Annotated in this window: 16 protein-coding genes; 10 read left to right on the top strand and 6 right to left on the bottom strand. The window is 69.6% G+C overall.

The window, feature by feature from the left end:
- Positions 1-35 precede the first annotated feature (35 nt).
- From BR85_RS06900 to BR85_RS06885, 4 genes are read left to right on the top strand one after another with little or no spacing between them, the layout of a single operon-like run.
- Positions 36-1,061, top strand: a complete 1,026-nt coding sequence (locus tag BR85_RS06900) for a hypothetical protein (protein ID WP_081782719.1) — start codon at positions 36-38, stop codon at positions 1,059-1,061.
- A 32-nt stretch (positions 1,062-1,093) separates the two neighbouring features.
- Positions 1,094-2,395, top strand: coding sequence for a histidinol dehydrogenase (gene hisD / locus BR85_RS06895; protein WP_028495872.1), 1,302 nt, complete (start codon positions 1,094-1,096; stop codon positions 2,393-2,395).
- Positions 2,396-2,407: 12 nt separating this feature from the next.
- Positions 2,408-2,881: a transcriptional regulator NrdR gene (nrdR, locus tag BR85_RS06890; RefSeq protein ID WP_028495871.1), complete on the top strand. Its 474-nt coding sequence runs from the start codon at positions 2,408-2,410 to the stop codon at positions 2,879-2,881.
- A 50-nt stretch (positions 2,882-2,931) separates the two neighbouring features.
- Entirely contained in the window at positions 2,932-3,954 is a 1,023-nt protein-coding gene (locus BR85_RS06885) for a quinone-dependent dihydroorotate dehydrogenase (protein ID WP_028495870.1), read from the top strand.
- A gap of 19 nt (positions 3,955-3,973) precedes the next feature.
- Here the strand turns inward: BR85_RS06885 and BR85_RS06880 are convergent, their stop codons facing one another.
- A complete protein-coding gene (locus BR85_RS06880) occupies positions 3,974-4,543 on the bottom strand; it encodes a DUF3043 domain-containing protein (RefSeq protein ID WP_028495869.1) in 570 nt (189 codons plus the stop codon).
- Positions 4,544-4,591: 48 nt separating this feature from the next.
- On the opposite strand from BR85_RS06880, the gene BR85_RS06875 reads away from it, so the two are divergent.
- The 6 genes from BR85_RS06875 (at position 4,592) to BR85_RS06850 (ending at position 10,462) form a co-directional block, all read left to right on the top strand.
- Positions 4,592-5,986, top strand: a complete 1,395-nt coding sequence (locus tag BR85_RS06875) for a dipeptidase (protein ID WP_028495868.1) — start codon at positions 4,592-4,594, stop codon at positions 5,984-5,986.
- Between the two features lie 95 nt (positions 5,987-6,081).
- Positions 6,082-6,447 carry an iron-sulfur cluster insertion protein ErpA gene (gene erpA / locus BR85_RS06870; protein ID WP_028495867.1) on the top strand — a complete coding sequence of 122 codons (366 nt, stop codon included), beginning with the start codon at positions 6,082-6,084 and terminating at the stop codon, positions 6,445-6,447.
- A gap of 117 nt (positions 6,448-6,564) precedes the next feature.
- Entirely contained in the window at positions 6,565-7,455 is an 891-nt protein-coding gene (gene ctaC, locus BR85_RS06865) for an aa3-type cytochrome oxidase subunit II (protein WP_028495866.1), read from the top strand.
- Entirely contained in the window at positions 7,455-9,218 is a 1,764-nt protein-coding gene (ctaD, locus tag BR85_RS06860; protein WP_028495865.1) for an aa3-type cytochrome oxidase subunit I, read from the top strand. Before ctaC ends, ctaD begins: the two co-directional genes overlap by 1 nt.
- Positions 9,219-9,653 (top strand): cytochrome c oxidase subunit 4, encoded by a 435-nt coding sequence (locus BR85_RS06855; protein WP_028495864.1) that lies wholly within the window; start codon positions 9,219-9,221, stop codon positions 9,651-9,653.
- Positions 9,566-10,462: a PP2C family protein-serine/threonine phosphatase gene (locus BR85_RS06850; RefSeq protein WP_231478584.1), complete on the top strand. Its 897-nt coding sequence runs from the start codon at positions 9,566-9,568 to the stop codon at positions 10,460-10,462. The genes BR85_RS06855 and BR85_RS06850 overlap by 88 nt, the downstream gene beginning before the upstream one ends.
- Positions 10,463-10,508: 46 nt before the next feature.
- On the opposite strand, the gene BR85_RS06845 is transcribed toward BR85_RS06850, so the two are convergent.
- The 5 genes from BR85_RS06845 to ctaE all read right to left on the bottom strand — a co-directional run bounded on the left by BR85_RS06845 (position 10,509) and on the right by ctaE (position 15,419).
- A complete protein-coding gene (locus BR85_RS06845) occupies positions 10,509-10,934 on the bottom strand; it encodes a rhodanese-like domain-containing protein (protein ID WP_028495862.1) in 426 nt (141 codons plus the stop codon).
- 78 nt (positions 10,935-11,012) lie between these two features.
- On the bottom strand, positions 11,013-12,830 hold the full coding sequence (qcrB, locus tag BR85_RS06840; RefSeq protein ID WP_028495861.1) for a cytochrome bc1 complex cytochrome b subunit: 1,818 nt from the start codon (positions 12,828-12,830) through the stop codon (positions 11,013-11,015).
- Positions 12,827-13,915, bottom strand: coding sequence for a cytochrome bc1 complex Rieske iron-sulfur subunit (gene qcrA / locus BR85_RS06835; protein ID WP_028495860.1), 1,089 nt, complete (start codon positions 13,913-13,915; stop codon positions 12,827-12,829). The genes qcrB and qcrA overlap by 4 nt, the downstream gene beginning before the upstream one ends.
- A 36-nt stretch (positions 13,916-13,951) precedes the next feature.
- Positions 13,952-14,752: a cytochrome bc1 complex diheme cytochrome c subunit gene (gene qcrC, locus BR85_RS06830; RefSeq protein WP_028495859.1), complete on the bottom strand. Its 801-nt coding sequence runs from the start codon at positions 14,750-14,752 to the stop codon at positions 13,952-13,954.
- Between the two features lie 22 nt (positions 14,753-14,774).
- Complete coding sequence (gene ctaE, locus BR85_RS06825; RefSeq protein WP_036272310.1) at positions 14,775-15,419, bottom strand: aa3-type cytochrome oxidase subunit III; 645 nt, start codon at positions 15,417-15,419, stop codon at positions 14,775-14,777.
- Between the last annotated feature and the right edge of the window lie 6 nt (positions 15,420-15,425).

Here is a 15,425-nt window from a genome sequence, read left to right as displayed (position 1 = left end):
GCAGACGCCCGTTGAACGGCCCCGGAAGGATCATCGTGAACGACGAGAAGCCCACCCCCGACAGCATCCACGAGACGGCGGCGACCCCGTCCTTCGGAGGGCGCTCCGCGGACGACACCGCGTCGGATGCCGGGACGGTCGCGCCCGCGGCCGACAGCCCCGCTGACGACCACCCCACGGGCCCCTACGGCGTCGGGCCCTTCTCCCTCCGCGAGGTCGCGCTCGGCGGCGTGTGGCTGCTCGCCTTCATTGTCTCCTTCTTCCCGATCTACGGTCCCATCGGGTCGGGGGTGACCGTGTGGGGCGCCGGCATCGACTGGGTCCTCACGATCGGCGTGCCCTCGGTCGCCGTCTTCCTCCTCGCACTGCGCCGCCTCTCGCCGGACGGCATCCGCCGCGTCGGCTCGCTGGGAATCGATCAGTTCGCCTCCGTCGCGTTCTCGGTCTCCGCGGTCGTCTGGCTCAGCATCCTGTGGAGCGCGTTTGTCTCGCTGGCCGGCTCGCGCGTCTTCGTCGCGACCTGGGTCGTGTGGGTGGAGTTCTTCCTCATGCTCGCGGGCGTCGTCCTGACGGTGTTCGCCCCGATCCTCCCGACCCTCGGCGACGACTTCCGCGGCCGCACCGAGATCGTCGCGCACCGCGTCGCCCGTCCGACGCGCGCCGTGGTCCCGCGCCCCGCCCGGCCCGCACGCCCGGAGCGGCCCGAACCGCGAGGATCTGAGGATGCGGCTGTGCCCGCGTTCGTCGCGCCGGCGCAGGACGCTCCCGTCGATCAGCCCGCGGACGCATCATGGCCGGACGCGAACGAGCCGGCGGACCCCACCGCGGTGCTCTTCCAGGAGCCGCAGCCCGACGACGCGCAGCCCGCCGCGCACCAGGCGTTCTGGGCGCTCTCCCCGGTCGAGCGCGACGTCGTCGACGAGCTCGGGATGCCGCTGTTCACGGTGGGCCCCACCGCCTGGGCGCTCGTCATCGAGGACCGCGGCGACACCTTCGTGGTCCGCCACGAGGACGGTCGCGTCGGCTACCTGCACGACACGTCGGGCGTGACGCGCGGCTGAGCGTCCCGGTCGCGCACCGGTAGTCTGGAGTGATGCTCCGCACGATCGATCTGCGCGGCCGCGCCCTCACTCCGGCCGAGCTGCTGGCCGCCGTGCCGCGCGCCACCGCCGCGCGTGACGAGGCCCTCACGACCGCCGCCCGCATCGTGCATGACGTCGCGGCGCGGGGCGAGGAATCGCTGCGCGAGCAGGCGGAGCAGTTCGACGGGGTCGCCGGCCACGACATCCGCGTCCCGGACGCGCACCTGGACGAGGCGCTCGCGGGGCTCGATCCCGACGTCCGCCGTGCCCTCGAGGAGGCGATCCGTCGCGTGCGGCTCGCGTCGGCCGCCCAGGTGCCGCCGCCGGTCGTCACCGACCTCGGCCCCGGCGCGCGCGTCGAGCAGCACTGGGTGCCCGTCCGCCGGGTCGGCGTCTACGTCCCCGGCGGCAAGGCGGTCTACCCGTCGAGCGTCGTCATGAACGTCGTCCCCGCGCAGGTCGCCGGGGTGACGCAGGTGGCGCTCGCCTCGCCGCCGCAGCGCGAGCACGGGGGACGCGTGCACCCCGTCATCCTCGCCGCCGCGCGTCTCCTCGGCATCGCCGAGGTCTACGCGATGGGCGGCGCGGGCGCGATCGGCGCCTACGCCTACGGTGTGCCGTCGCTGGGCCTGGCGCCGGTCGACGTCATCTCCGGGCCGGGCAACAACTTCGTCGCCCTCGCCAAGCGCGTCGTGGCCGGCATGGTCGGCACCGACTCCGAAGCCGGCGCCACCGAGATCCTCATCGTCGCCGACGACTCGGCCGATCCCGCGCTCGTCTCCGCCGACCTCATCAGCCAGGCGGAGCATGACGAGCAGGCCGCCGCCGTCCTCGTCACGACCTCCGCGCGGCTGGCCGAGGCGGTCCAGGCCGATGTCGCGGTGCGCGCGCCGGCCACCCTGCACGCCGCCCGGATCGCGCAGGCGCTCACCGGCCCGCAGTCCGCGATCGTCCTCGTCGACGACCTCGCCGTCGCCACGGCGTTCAGCAACGCCTACGCGCCCGAGCACCTCGAGCTCCACCTCGCCGAGCCGCGCGTCGCCGACTTCGTCAACGCGGGCGCGATCTTCGTCGGCGACCACTCGCCGGTGAGCCTCGGCGACTACCTCGCCGGAAGCAACCACGTGCTGCCCACCGGCGGGCAGGCGCGTTACGCCGCCGGACTGTCGGCATCCACGTTCCTCCGCCCGCAGCAGGTGATCGCGTACGATCGTGCGGCGCTGGCGGCGGTGCGCGAGGACATCGTCGCGCTCGCCACAGCCGAGGTGCTGCCCGCGCACGGCGAGGCCGTCACCGCACGGTTCGACGCGTAGGCTGGAGCCGCCATGCACTGCCCCTTCTGCCGTCACTCCGATTCGCGCGTCATCGACTCCCGGACCAGCGACGACGGCCTCAGCATCCGTCGCCGTCGGCAGTGCCCGGAGTGCGGCGGACGCTTCTCGACGATCGAGACCGCGAGCCTGAACGTCATCAAGCGCTCCGGTGTCATCGAGCCGTTCAGCCGGGAGAAGGTCATGTCCGGGGTCCGCAAGGCCTGCCAGGGTCGCCCCGTGACGGAGGCGGACCTCGCGGTCCTCGCGCAGGCGGTCGAAGAGGCCGTGCGGCAGACCGGCTCGTCGCAGATCGACACGAACGAGATCGGCCTCGCGATCCTCGGCCCCCTCCGCGACCTCGACGAGGTCGCCTACCTGCGCTTCGCGAGCGTCTACCAGGCGTTCGACTCGCTGGAGGATTTCGAGGCCTCGATCTCGCAGCTGCGCGCCGATCACGTCGCGCGCGCCGTCGACGGCGAGTCATGAACCCGGGACGCGGGCAGGACGGCAGGCCCCGTGACCGTAGGCTGGACGCGATGTATCCCTTCGTCTTCCGCCACGTGTTCACCCGCATGGACCCCGAGACGGCGCACCACGCCGCGATGCTCGTGATCCGCGCCCTGGGGGTCTGGCCGCTCCGGCCGCTCGTGCGTGCCATGACCCGCCCCGACACGCGGCTGCGCACCGAGGCGCTCGGCCTCGTCTTCGACTCGCCGTTCGGGATCGCGGCCGGATTCGACAAGGACGCGACCGCCACGGCCGGGATCTACGCGCTCGGCTTCGGGCACGTCGAGGTCGGCACCGTCACCGCCATCCCGCAGGACGGCAACCCCCGTCCGCGGCTGTTCCGGTTCGTCGCCGACCGGGCACTGGTCAACCGGATGGGCTTCAACAACGCGGGGGCGGCGGCCGCCGCAGCACGCCTGCGGACGGCGCGTCGCCGCGCGGGCACTCTCGTCCTCGGCGCGAACATCGGCAAGAGCCGCGTCGTCGACGTCGCGGCGGCGACCGAGGACTACGTCGCGAGCACGCGGGAGGTCGCGGCCGTCGCGGACTACCTTGTCGTCAACGTCTCCTCGCCCAACACCCCCGGTCTCCGCGGCCTGCAGGCCGTGGAGACCCTCCGGCCGCTGCTGACCGCCGTGCGGGATGCCGCGGGCACGACGCCGCTCCTGGTGAAGATCGCGCCCGACCTCGCCGACGACGAGGTGGACGCGATCGCGCGCCTCGCCGTCGACCTGGGACTGGCCGGTCTCGTTGCGACGAACACGACGATCTCCCGTGCCGGACTGACCACGCCGGCCGAGACGGTGGATGCCGCGGGCGCGGGCGGGCTGTCCGGCGCGCCGCTGCGCGCCCGCGCCCTCGAGGTGCTCCGGATCGTCCGGGCCGCCGTGCCGCCGGAGTTCTGCATCATCGCGGCCGGCGGAGTCGAGACCGCCGACGACGTCCGCGAGCGTCTCGCCGCGGGCGCCACGATCGTGCAGGGCTACACCGGGTTCATCTACCGCGGCCCGTTCTGGGCGCGGCAGATCAACCGCGAGCTCGCGAAGCGCTGACGCCGGGCCGGCGCGGGCCTCAGGCGGGGTGCTGGCCGCGCTTGACCTGCGGCTTCGGCAGACGCATGAAGCGCATCTGCACGCTGCGCATCGCCGAGTACCAGCCGAGGCCCTTCTCCATGCGGTCCGCGCCGAACTTCGCCTTCGCGAGCTTCTTCACGCGGATGCTGGTGATGATCATGTCGCCGACGGCGAAGAGGATGAACACCCAGAGGGCCACGAACGCGTAGTAGGTGACGGCGGCATTGGGCACGAGGCTCAGCAGGATCACGACGACCATGAGCGGCATGAGCAGCTCGCCGAGGTGCCAGCCGGAGTCGACGAAGTCACGGGCGAAGCGGCGCTGCGGGCCGCGGTCGCGCAGCGGCAGATACTTCTCGTCACCGTTCGCCATGCCGATCCGCGCCTTCTCGCGCTTGGCCGCGAGCTCCGCCTTGGCGCGTGCCTTGGCTTCCTTCGTGTCGGCGACGAGCGGGCGCTTGCGGGCTGCCTCCCGCTCGGCGCGCGTCGGCGTGGGCCGGTTCTTGCCGGGGCCGGAGGTCGCGTCCGACTCGGCGTCGGATGCGGGGACGGAAGGTGTCTTGGCCACGGGTGGGGTCCTCGGTTCGCGGGAAACGTGCCCTCTAAGATTACCCGCATGACTTCCGACCTGTCCCGCCGTGACGCCGTCCGCGACGCCGCGCTCTCCGCCGTGCCCGCCGCCCTCGCAGATCTGGGCACGCTCGTGCGCATCCCGTCGATCGCGTTCCCCGGGTTCGACCGGGCCGAGGTGCAGCGCAGCGCGGAGGCCGTGAAGGGGCTGCTCGACGGACTCGGCATCTTCGACGCCGTCCAGATCAAGACGGCGACGATCCCCGCGACCGGGAACCCCGGCATGCCGGCGGTCCTCGCCACGCGCGCCGCGCGGGGCGGCAAGCCCACGATCCTCCTGTACGCACACCACGACGTGCAGCCCGTCGGCGACGAGGCGCTGTGGGAGACGCCGCCGTTCGAGCCGACCGTCCGCGACGGCCGCCTCTACGGGCGCGGCTCGGCCGATGACAAGGCGGGCGTGATGGCGCACGTCGGCGCCCTCCGCGCCCTCGTCGAGGCCCTCGGCGCCGACTTCGACCTCGGCGTGAACCTCTTCATCGAGGGGGAGGAGGAGGCCGGCTCCGCGTCCTTCGCGCAGTTCCTCCGCGACAACGCCGAGGCGCTCCGCGCCGATGTGATCGTCGTGGCCGATTCCGGCAACTGGGATGCCGTCACTCCGGCCCTCACCGTCTCGCTGCGCGGCAACGCGCGATTCACGCTGACCGTGCGGACGCTGGACCACGCCTCCCACTCCGGAATGTTCGGGGGAGCGGTCCCGGACGCCATGATGGCGACCGTCAAGCTCCTGGCGACCCTGTGGGACGACGACGGCGCCGTCGCGGTGGAGGGGCTCACCGAGCGCGACGCGGAGACCCCCGACTACACCGAGGAGACGCTGCGCAGCGAAGCGGGCCTGCCCGAGGGTGTGAGCCCTGTCGGGCGCGGCACCATCCTGAGCCGCATCTGGAACAAGCCGTCCATCACGGTGACCGGCATCGACGCCCCTTCGGTCCGCAACGCCTCGAACACCCTCAGCCCCGAGATCTCCGTCGTCATCAGCGCGCGGATCGCGCCGGGACAGAGCGCGAAGGACGCCTACGCCGCCATGGAGGCCCACCTGCGGGCACATGCGCCGTTCGGGGCCGCGCTGGAGTTCACCGACGTCGACCTCGGCGACGCCTTCCTCGTCGACACGAGCGGCGCCGCCGTCGCCCAGGCGCGGGACGCGCTGGCGGAGGGCTACGGCGTCGATCCCGTCGACATCGGGGTGGGCGGCTCCATCCCGTTCATCGCCGACCTCGTCCACGAGTTCCCCGCCGCGCAGATCCTCGTGACGGGTGTCGAAGACCCGCACGCCCGGGCGCACAGCCCGAACGAGTCGCTGCACCTGGACACGTTCCGCCGTGCGCTCGTGTCCGAGGCCCTGCTGCTGGAGAGCCTCGACGCGTCGACGCTCTGACGCGCGCCGTCGCCCAGCGCGGGCCCGGGCGCGCGCGGGCGGCGTAGAATCATGGCATCCAGCCGTCTGACAACGGCCCGAAACCTGGGAGCGCCATGACCGACATCGCCACGACCCCCGTCGAGACCACGCCGGCACACGGTGTCGGCCTCACCGCCGCCGCCGCCGCGAAGGTGAAGAGCCTGCTCGAGCAGGAGAACCGCGACGACCTGCGACTGCGCGTCGCCGTGCAGCCGGGTGGATGCTCGGGCCTGATCTACCAGCTCTACTTCGACGAGCGGTACCTCGACGGCGACGCCACGGTCGACTTCGACGGCGTCGAGGTCATCGTCGACGACATGTCCGTCCCGTACCTCGACGGCGCGTCGATCGACTTCAAGGACACGATCTCGGAGCAGGGTTTCACGATCGACAACCCCAACGCGGCGGGCAGCTGCGCCTGCGGCGACAGCTTCCACTGATCGCGCCGGAAAAACCGCGTCGGGCGACCCCCGACATCCTGGACGGTTGGCCTGGATCGGGTGAGAGGTTGCCCTAGACTGGCATCGATCGACCTTCATGACCCCGAAAGGTGAACCGTGCGCGCCAAACGCCGACTCCGCTGGGCCGTCATCCCGATGGGGGTTGCCTCCGCCATCGCGCTTGCAGGCTGCACCCCGTCCGAGCTGAACGGCTACCTCCCCGGCTTCCAGGAGGACGGCTCTCAGGCCACCAACCACACCGCCATGGTGTCGGGGCTGTGGGTGAACTCGTGGATCGTGCTGCTCGCCGTCGGCGTGATCACGTGGGCGCTCATGGGGTTCGCGGCCATCGCCTACCGCCGCCGGAAGGGCCAGTCGGGCCTTCCCGTGCAGATGCGGTACAACATGCCGATCGAGATCTTCTACACGGTCGTCCCGCTCATCCTCGTGCTCGGCTTCTTCGCCTTCACCGCGCGCGACCAGGCGGTCCTCGAGACCCAGTACGACGACCCGGACGTCTGCATCACGGCGATCGGCAAGCAGTGGGCCTGGGACTTCCAGTACACGGAGAGCGACTGCGAAGAGGCCGACGACGCGGTCTGGACGATGGGTGTCCAGGCGCAGACCGACGCGCAGGGCAACGTCACGACCGATCTGCCGACCCTGGTCCTCCCGGTCGACAAGGAAGTCAAGATCAAGCTCCAGTCGCGCGACGTCATCCACTCCTTCTGGATCATCGACTTCCTCTACAAGAAGGACATGTACATCGGGCGGGACAACTACTGGTCCTTCACGCCCACGCGCGAGGGTGAGTACGCGGGCAAGTGCGCCGAGCTGTGCGGCCAGTACCACTCGATGATGCTGTTCAACGTCAACGTCGTCTCCGACGCCGAATACCAGGACTACCTGGAGTCGCTGCGCGACGCCGGCCAGACCGGTGACATCAACGACGCCTACGACCGGCTGCAGAACCTGCCCGGCACCGGCGCATCCGAGGGAGAGAACTGATGGCTACCACGGTTCCGCTGCAAGCCGACACCCAGAGCCGCCCGACGACCCTGCCCCCGCGGCAGGCCGCACTGCTCAGCGCGTCCCGCGTTGACCAGAAGGGCAACCTGATCGTCAAGTGGATCACCTCCACCGACCACAAGACGATCGGGTACATGTACCTCATCGCGTCGGTGCTGTTCTTCCTCCTCGGCGGCGTGATGGCGCTCATCATCCGCGCGGAGCTCTTCGAGCCGGGCATGCAGATCGTCCCGACGAAGGAGCAGTACAACCAGCTCTTCACGATGCACGGCACGATCATGCTGCTGATGTTCGCGACGCCGCTGTTCGCGGGCTTCGCGAACGCCATCCTGCCGCTGCAGATCGGCGCCCCCGACGTCGCGTTCCCGCGCCTGAACGCCTTCGCCTTCTGGCTGTTCCTGTTCGGCTCGCTCATCGCGGTCGCCGGCTTCCTCACCCCGCAGGGTGCGGCCTCGTTCGGCTGGTTCGCGTATCAGCCGCTCGCGAATGCGACGTTCTCACCAGGCGCGGGTGGAAACCTCTGGATGCTGGGTCTCGGCATGAGCGGTTTCGGAACGATCCTCGGCGCCGTGAACTTCATCACGACGATCATCACGATGCGCGCGCCCGGCATGACGATGTGGCGCCTGCCGATCTTCTCCTGGAACACGCTCATCACGAGCATCCTCATCCTCATGGCGTTCCCGGTGCTGGCCGCCGCGATCCTCGCCGCCGCCGCCGACCGCGTGCTCGGTGCGCACATCTACGACCCCGCCAACGGCGGTGTCCTGCTGTGGCAGCACCTGTTCTGGTTCTTCGGGCACCCCGAGGTGTACATCATCGCGCTGCCGTTCTTCGGCATCGTGTCGGAGATCTTCCCTGTGTTCAGCCGGAAGCCGATCTTCGGCTACAAGACCCTCATCTACGCGACCATCGCGATTGCAGCCCTGTCGGTGTCGGTGTGGGCGCACCACATGTACGTCACCGGCGCCGTGCTGCTGCCGTTCTTCGCGCTCATGACGATGCTCATCGCGGTGCCGACGGGTGTGAAGATCTTCAACTGGATCGGCACGCTGTGGCGAGGCTCCGTGACGTTCGAGACGCCCATGGTCTTCGCGCTCGGCTTCCTCGTGTCCTTCGTCTTCGGTGGTCTCACCGGCGTCATCCTCGCTTCGCCGCCGCTGGACTTCCACCTCTCCGACTCGTACTTCGTCGTCGCGCACTTCCACTACGTCGTCTTCGGCACGGTCGTGTTCGCGATGTTCGCCGGCTTCTACTTCTGGTGGCCCAAGTGGACCGGTCGGATGCTCAACGAGCGTCTGGGCTACGTGCACTTCTGGATGCTGTTCATCGGCTTCCACATGACCTTCCTCATCCAGCACTGGCTGGGCGTGGACGGCATGGTCCGCCGCTACGCGGACTACTCCGAGGCTGACGGCTGGACGTGGGGCAACCAGGTCTCCACTGTGGGCGCCATGCTGCTCGGCGCCTCGATGATCCCGTTCCTGTTCAACGTGTGGCTGACCGCCCGCAAGGCGCCGCGGGTCACCGTGAACGACCCGTGGGGCTACGGCGGATCGCTCGAATGGGCGACCTCCTGCCCGCCGCCGCGCCACAACTTCACGTCGATCCCGCGGATCCGCAGCGAGCGTCCCGCGTTCGACCTGAACCACCCCGAGGCCGGCATCCCGGTCGGCGTGGGCCCCGCCAAGGACGCCCCGGATGCACCGGTCGTCGACACCGCCGAGGGAGAGGTCAAGTAAGTGAAGACCAACGTCAACCTCTGGTGGCTGCTGACCGGGTTCTTCCTCCTCGTCGCGGTCGTCTACACGGGGTGGAACATCCTCGCGCACCCCGACCTGCCGTGGCCCAACGCCATCGAGTGGGTCGGCACCGTCGCCCTGCTGTTCACGGCCTTCATGTCGATCCTCATCGGGTTCTACGTCAACCGCGTGCACCGCGCGCAGGGCGGCGAGCTGCCCGAGGACGTCCTGACGGCGGACATCGACGACGGCGACCCGGAGATGGGCGAGTTCAGCCCCTGGTCGTGGTGGCCCATCGTGCTCGCCTCCTCCGCCGCGTTCGGCATGATCGGTCTCTCGGTCGGAACGTGGCTGATGCCGATCAGCATCGCGATCTTCACGGTCGCGATCGTCGGCTGGGTGTTCGAGTACTACCGCGGGTACTTCGCACGCTGAGTCCGACGCTCTACCGCCTGCGGGCCGGTGTCTCCTCGGACGTCGGCTCGTACCGCGAGGTCAACCAGGACGCGGCGTTCGCCGCGCCCTGGGCGGCCGCCGTCGCGGACGGCGTCGGCGGGGGACCGGCGGGCGACCTGGCCTCGGCGGCGCTCGTGCACCGCCTGGTGGCCGGGAGCCCCCGTTGCGCGGACGCCACCGAACTCGCCGGCCGCATCCGCGCCGCGAACTGGGACCTCGGCGCGCACGTACGCCGCGACCCCGCGCTCGCGGGCATGGCGACGACCTGCACGGGCCTGTGGCTCGCGGCCGGCGGCGCCCTGCTTCTCGCCCACACCGGCGACTCCCGCGCCTATCTCCTCCGGGACGGCACGCTCACGCGCCAGACGCGCGACGACTCCTTCGTGCAGGCGCTCATCGACCAGGGGCTCGTGCGTGCCGAGGACGCCTGGTCGCACCCGCGCCGCAACATCATCACGGCGTCGCTGAGCGGCGACGAGCGGGACGTCATCCGGGTGGAGACGCGCGACGCGCTCCTCGGGGACCGTTGGCTGCTCTGCAGCGACGGGGTGACGGACTACGTGCCCGAGCCGGACGTCGCGGCGATCCTCGCGACCACCCCCGACCCCTCCGAGGCGGCCGCGCTCATCGTGGCGCTCGCGCTCGACGCGGCCTCCCGCGACAACGTCACGGCGGTCGTGTGCGACGTCGTGGACGGTGCACCGGATCTCGCCGCCGTGCCGCGCCTGGCGGGCGCCGCGGCAGCCCGATTCGGTGAGGTCGTCGAAGAGGGCCTCGCGACCGCCTGAGCACCGTGCAGGCCACGGTTCAGGCCACGATGCAGGTGGCCGCGGTTCAGGCCACCGGGCCCGCGCTCTCCCGGACGACCATCACGAGCGGGTCGAACGTGCGGGGGAGCGGGCCGTCCGCGTTCTCGATGGGCTGCCCCTCGCGCGCCCAGTACTCGAAGCCGCCGATCATCTCGCGGACGCGGTAGCCGAGCTTCGCGAACTCGAGGGCGCCCTTCGTGCCGGCGTTGCACCCCGGACTCCAGCAGTACACGACGACCTCGAGACCGGGGTCGATCTCCACCGGCGCACGCTCGGCGATCTCGCGGTAGGGCATGTGGATCGCGCCGCGGACGCGGCCCTGATCCCAGGCATCCTGACCGCGCACGTCCACCAGGGTGAACCGCTCGCCGGCCTTCTGGGCGGCGTACACGTCGGAGGCATCCGTCTCGAGCTGGAGCTTGGCGGAGAAGTAGGCGAGCGCATCGGTCATGGCTCTCACGATAGGCGAACGCGAAAGCGGCGAGGACGACCATGACGGTCAGTCCTCGCCGCTTTCCTGCCGATGCGGTCAGTCGCCCTTCGTGGGCTTCTTCGTGGTCGGGTCGTCCGAGACGATGATGTTCGACGGACGGTTCGCCGTCTCGGTGTTGTGGCCGTCGTCGATCGGGTGCAGCGGCGCGTCGGGGACTCCGGCACGCTCGTGCGCACCCTGCAGCTCGAGCGCCTCTTCGTCGGCGATGTGGTCGAGGGAGTGGTGCTGGTGGGCCAGCGCCGCCTCGATCTCGCCCTGCGACAGCGGCGTGAGGCGGTCCTCGAAGAACCATCGCGACAGGCTCGCCCGCAGGTTCTCGTGCCAGGGGATGCGTCCCTTGTCGTTGGGGCGCACCACGAGGGGAGCCATCGTCTCGTTCTCGACGAGCTTGACGCGCTCGTACTCGTCGACGGGCTGGTGCACCTCGATGTACTCGCCGCCGGGGAGGCGGACGATGCGACCGGACTCGTAGCCGTGCAGGGCGATCTCGCGATCCTTCTTCTGCAGCGCGAGGCACATGCGCTTCGTGACGAAGTAGGCGATGACGGGGCCGACGATCAGGAGCGCCTGCAGCGTGTGGATGACGCCTTCCATCGTGAGGTGGAAGTGCGTGGCGATGATGTCCGAGGACGCCGCCGCCCACAGGACCGCGTAGAACGTGACGCCGGCGGCACCGATGGCGGTGCGGGTCGCGGCGTTGCGCGGGCGCTGGGCGATGTGGTGCTCGCGCTTGTCACCCGTGATCCACGCCTCCAGGAAGGGGTAGATCAGGACGGCCACGATGAACAGGCCGATGACCGCGAGCGGCACCAGGATGCCGAACGACCAGGTGCGGTCGAGGAACACGATGTCCCAGTTCGACGGGGCGAGGCGCAGGCCACCGTCGGCGAAGCCGATGTACCAGTCGGGCTGGGTGCCGGCCGAGACGGGGGACGGGTCGTACGGACCGTAGTTCCAGATCGGGTTGATCGTGAACAGCGAGGCGATCAGCACGATGACGCCGAACGTGATGAAGAGGAACCCGCCCATCTTCGTCATGTAGATGGGCATCATCGGGTAGCCCACGACGTTGCTGTTCGTGCGGCCGGGGCCGGCGAACTGCGTGTGCTTGTTGATGATCATCAGCATGAGGTGCACGACCAGCAGCGCGACGAGGATCGCCGGCAGCAGGAGGATGTGCAGCGTGTAGAGACGGCCGACGATGAGCGACCCGGGGAACTCGCCGCCGAAGAGCAGGAACGAGGTCCAGGTTCCGATCAGGGGGATGCCCTTGACCATGCCGTCGATGATGCGCAGGCCGTTGCCGGAGAGCAGGTCGTCGGGGAGAGAGTATCCCGTGAAGCCTTCGGCCATCGCGAGGATGAACATGATGAAGCCGATGACCCAGTTCAGCTCGCGCGGCTTGCGGAACGCGCCCGTGAAGAAGATGCGCAGCATGTGCACGCCGATGCCGGCGACGAAGACGAGCGCGGCCCAGTGGTGGATCTGCCGGACCAGCAGTCCACCGCGGATGTCGAAGGAGATCCGCAGGGTCGATTCGAGCGCCGCGGACATCTCGACACCGCGGAGCGGGATGTACGCGCCGTTGTAGTGCGTCTCGGTCATGGAGGCCTGGAAGAAGAACGTCAGGAACGTACCCGAGAGCAGCACGACGACGAACGCCCACATGGCGATCTCACCCAGCATGAACGACCAGTGGTCGGGGAAGATCTTGCGGCCGAGCTCCTTGACGAAGCCCGAGATGCTCGTGCGCTCGTCGATGTAGTTCGCCGCACCCGCGACGAAGCGGCCGCCGAGCGGCTTCTCGTTCTGGGTCTTGTCAGTTCCTGTCTCAGTGACAGTCGCGGTGCTCAATGGCGCTCCCAGAAGCTCGGGCCGACAGGTTCGGTGAAGTCGCTCTTCGCCACGAGGTAGCCCTCGGCGTCGACGGTGATCGGCAGCTGCGGCAGCGGCCGAGCGGCCGGGCCGAAGATGACGGCGGCGCTGCGCGACACGTCGAACTGCGACTGGTGGCAGGGGCACAGCAGGTGGTGGGTCTGCTGCTCGTAGAGGGCGACGGGGCAGCCGACGTGCGTGCACACCTTGGAGTAGGCGACGATGCCGTCGTAGGCCCAGTCGAGGTTGTTGTACTCGGCCGGCAGGTCCTCCGGGAGGAGACGCATGAGGAGAACGATGGCCTTGGCCTTCTCCTCGAGGTAGCCCTCGCTGTGCCCGAGCTCGGCGAGCGATTCCGGGATGACGTGCACGGCGGAGCCGAGCGTGACGTCCGCGGCGCGGATGGGCTCGCCGCTCGGGTCGTGCGCGAGGCGCTCGCCTTCCTTCCACATCGTCTGTTTGAGCAGCGCGACCGGGTCACCGGCGAGGGCTCCCTCCTCGGTCGACTTGTCGCTGTGCGGCGCGAGGCCGCGGAAGAGGGTGATGCCGGGGAGGATCGACGCGGCGACGGCGGCGATGAGGGAACCCCGGATGGCGGTGCGCCGGCCGAAGCCGGACTCCTCGTTCGCGTCACGGAACGCCTGCACGGCGCCCTCGCGCGTCGCGTCGCGCCCACGCGTCGCGTGCCGGGGCTCGATGAACTCCTTGTCGGACATGACGGCCTTCGACCAGTGGATCGCGCCGAGTCCGAGTGCCAGCAGGGCCAGGCCGATGCCGAGGCCGATGAAGAGGTTGTTGTTGCGGATGTCGACGATGCGACCGCTCTCGATGGGGAACAGCATGTAGGCGGCGGTCGCCCAGATGCTGCCCGCGAGGGAGAGATAGAACAGGGTGTAGACCGTGCGGACCGCGCGGGTCATCGCCGCGGGGTCCTTGTCCGTCATCCGCGCCCGGTGCGGGGGCAGTCCGGGGTTCTGCACAGGGTCGGGAACCGCTACAGCGAGCCCGGGGGAGGGCTTCCATGAAGCCCTCTCGTGCTCGAGTGCGTCTTCCTCGTGTGCCATGGTGCTCCTCGTCCGTTCCGTACAGTCAGTGATCGATCAGTTCGACTTCGCCGTGATCCACACGGTGATGCCGATGAGTGTGCCGATGCCGAAGATCCAGATGAACAGACCCTCGGAGACCGGGCCGAGCGAACCGAGCGAGAAGCCCCCCGCGGACTCGTTCTCCTGCAGGAAGAGCAGCGCGGAGATGATGTCGCGCTTCTCCTCGGTGGAGAGGTTCAGGTCGTTGAAGACGGGCATGTTCTGCGGGCCGGTGACCATCGCCGCGTACATGTGCAGCGGGCTGGTCTCGGTCAGCGCCGGGGCGTACTTGCCCTCGGTGAGGGCACCGCCGGCCGCGGCCACGTTGTGGCACATGGCGCAGTTGATGCGGAAGAGCTCGGCGCCGTTGGCGACGTCCCCCTCGCCGTCGAGCACTTCGTCGTCCGGGTAGGTGGGGCCGGGGGCCACGGACTGCACCCACGCGGCCATGGCCTCGATCTGCTCCTGCGTGAACTGGACCGGCTTCTGCGGGGCCTGCGGGCCCTGCATCTGCAGCGGCATGCGGCCGGTGGCCACCTGGAACTCGACCGCGAGCTCGCCGACGCCGAACAGCGACGGGCCGTCGTTCGTGCCCTCGAGGTTGAGGCCGTGACAGGTGGCGCAGTTGGCCTGGAACAGCTTCTTGCCGTCGTCGACGGTGAGCTGGGTCGCTGCGGTGGGCGTCTCGGTCGCAGCCATGGCTGCCGACGCGCCGGCGTAGACGCCGCCGGTGACCAGCAGGCCGATCCCGATGAGGGCGGCCGTGGCCCACTTGCTGCGGCGTCCGGACGAGCGACGCGGGGTCTTCGATGCCATGGGAAGTTTCAGCTCCGCTCTGTCACTTGACGAAGTAGATGACGAAGAAAAGGACGATCCAGACGACGTCGACGAAGTGCCAGTAGTACGACACGACGATCGAGGTGGTCATCTCCTTGCGTCCGAAGTTCTTGACCGCGAAGGCGCGGCCGATGACCAGGAGCATGGCGATGAGTCCGCCGGTGACATGCAGGGCGTGGAAGCCGGTGGTGATGTAGAAGGCCGACGCGTACGAGTCCGCGCTGATCGGCATCCCCTCAGCGACGAGCGTGGCGTACTCCCACACCTGACCGGAGACGAACACGGCGCCCATGATGAAGCTGAGGAAGAACCACTCGACCATGCCCCACTGGCGGAACTGCCAGAACGAGCCCTTGCGGTACGGCTGGAACCGCTCGGCCGCGAACACGCCCGCCTGGGCCGTGAACGAGGACAGCACGAGGATGACGGTGTTCACCGCGGCGAACGGGATGTTCAGCAGCTCGGTGCGATCCGCCCACAGCTCCGGCGAGGAGTTGCGAAGGGTGAAGTAGATGGCGAAAAGGCCCGCGAAGAACATGACTTCGCTGCCGAGCCACACGATGGTTCCGACCGCGACCGGGTCCGGCCGCTTGACGGACCGCAAGGCCTGGGGATACGTCGCTGAAGAGGTCGTCACGCACCCCATTATGGC

This window comes from Microbacterium sp. UNCCL10 (assembly GCF_000746195.1).
Classification (GTDB): domain Bacteria; phylum Actinomycetota; class Actinomycetes; order Actinomycetales; family Microbacteriaceae; genus Microbacterium; species Microbacterium saccharophilum.
The sequence above is the reverse complement of the archived record's forward strand: the minus strand, read 5'-3'. Positions and strand labels throughout refer to the sequence as shown.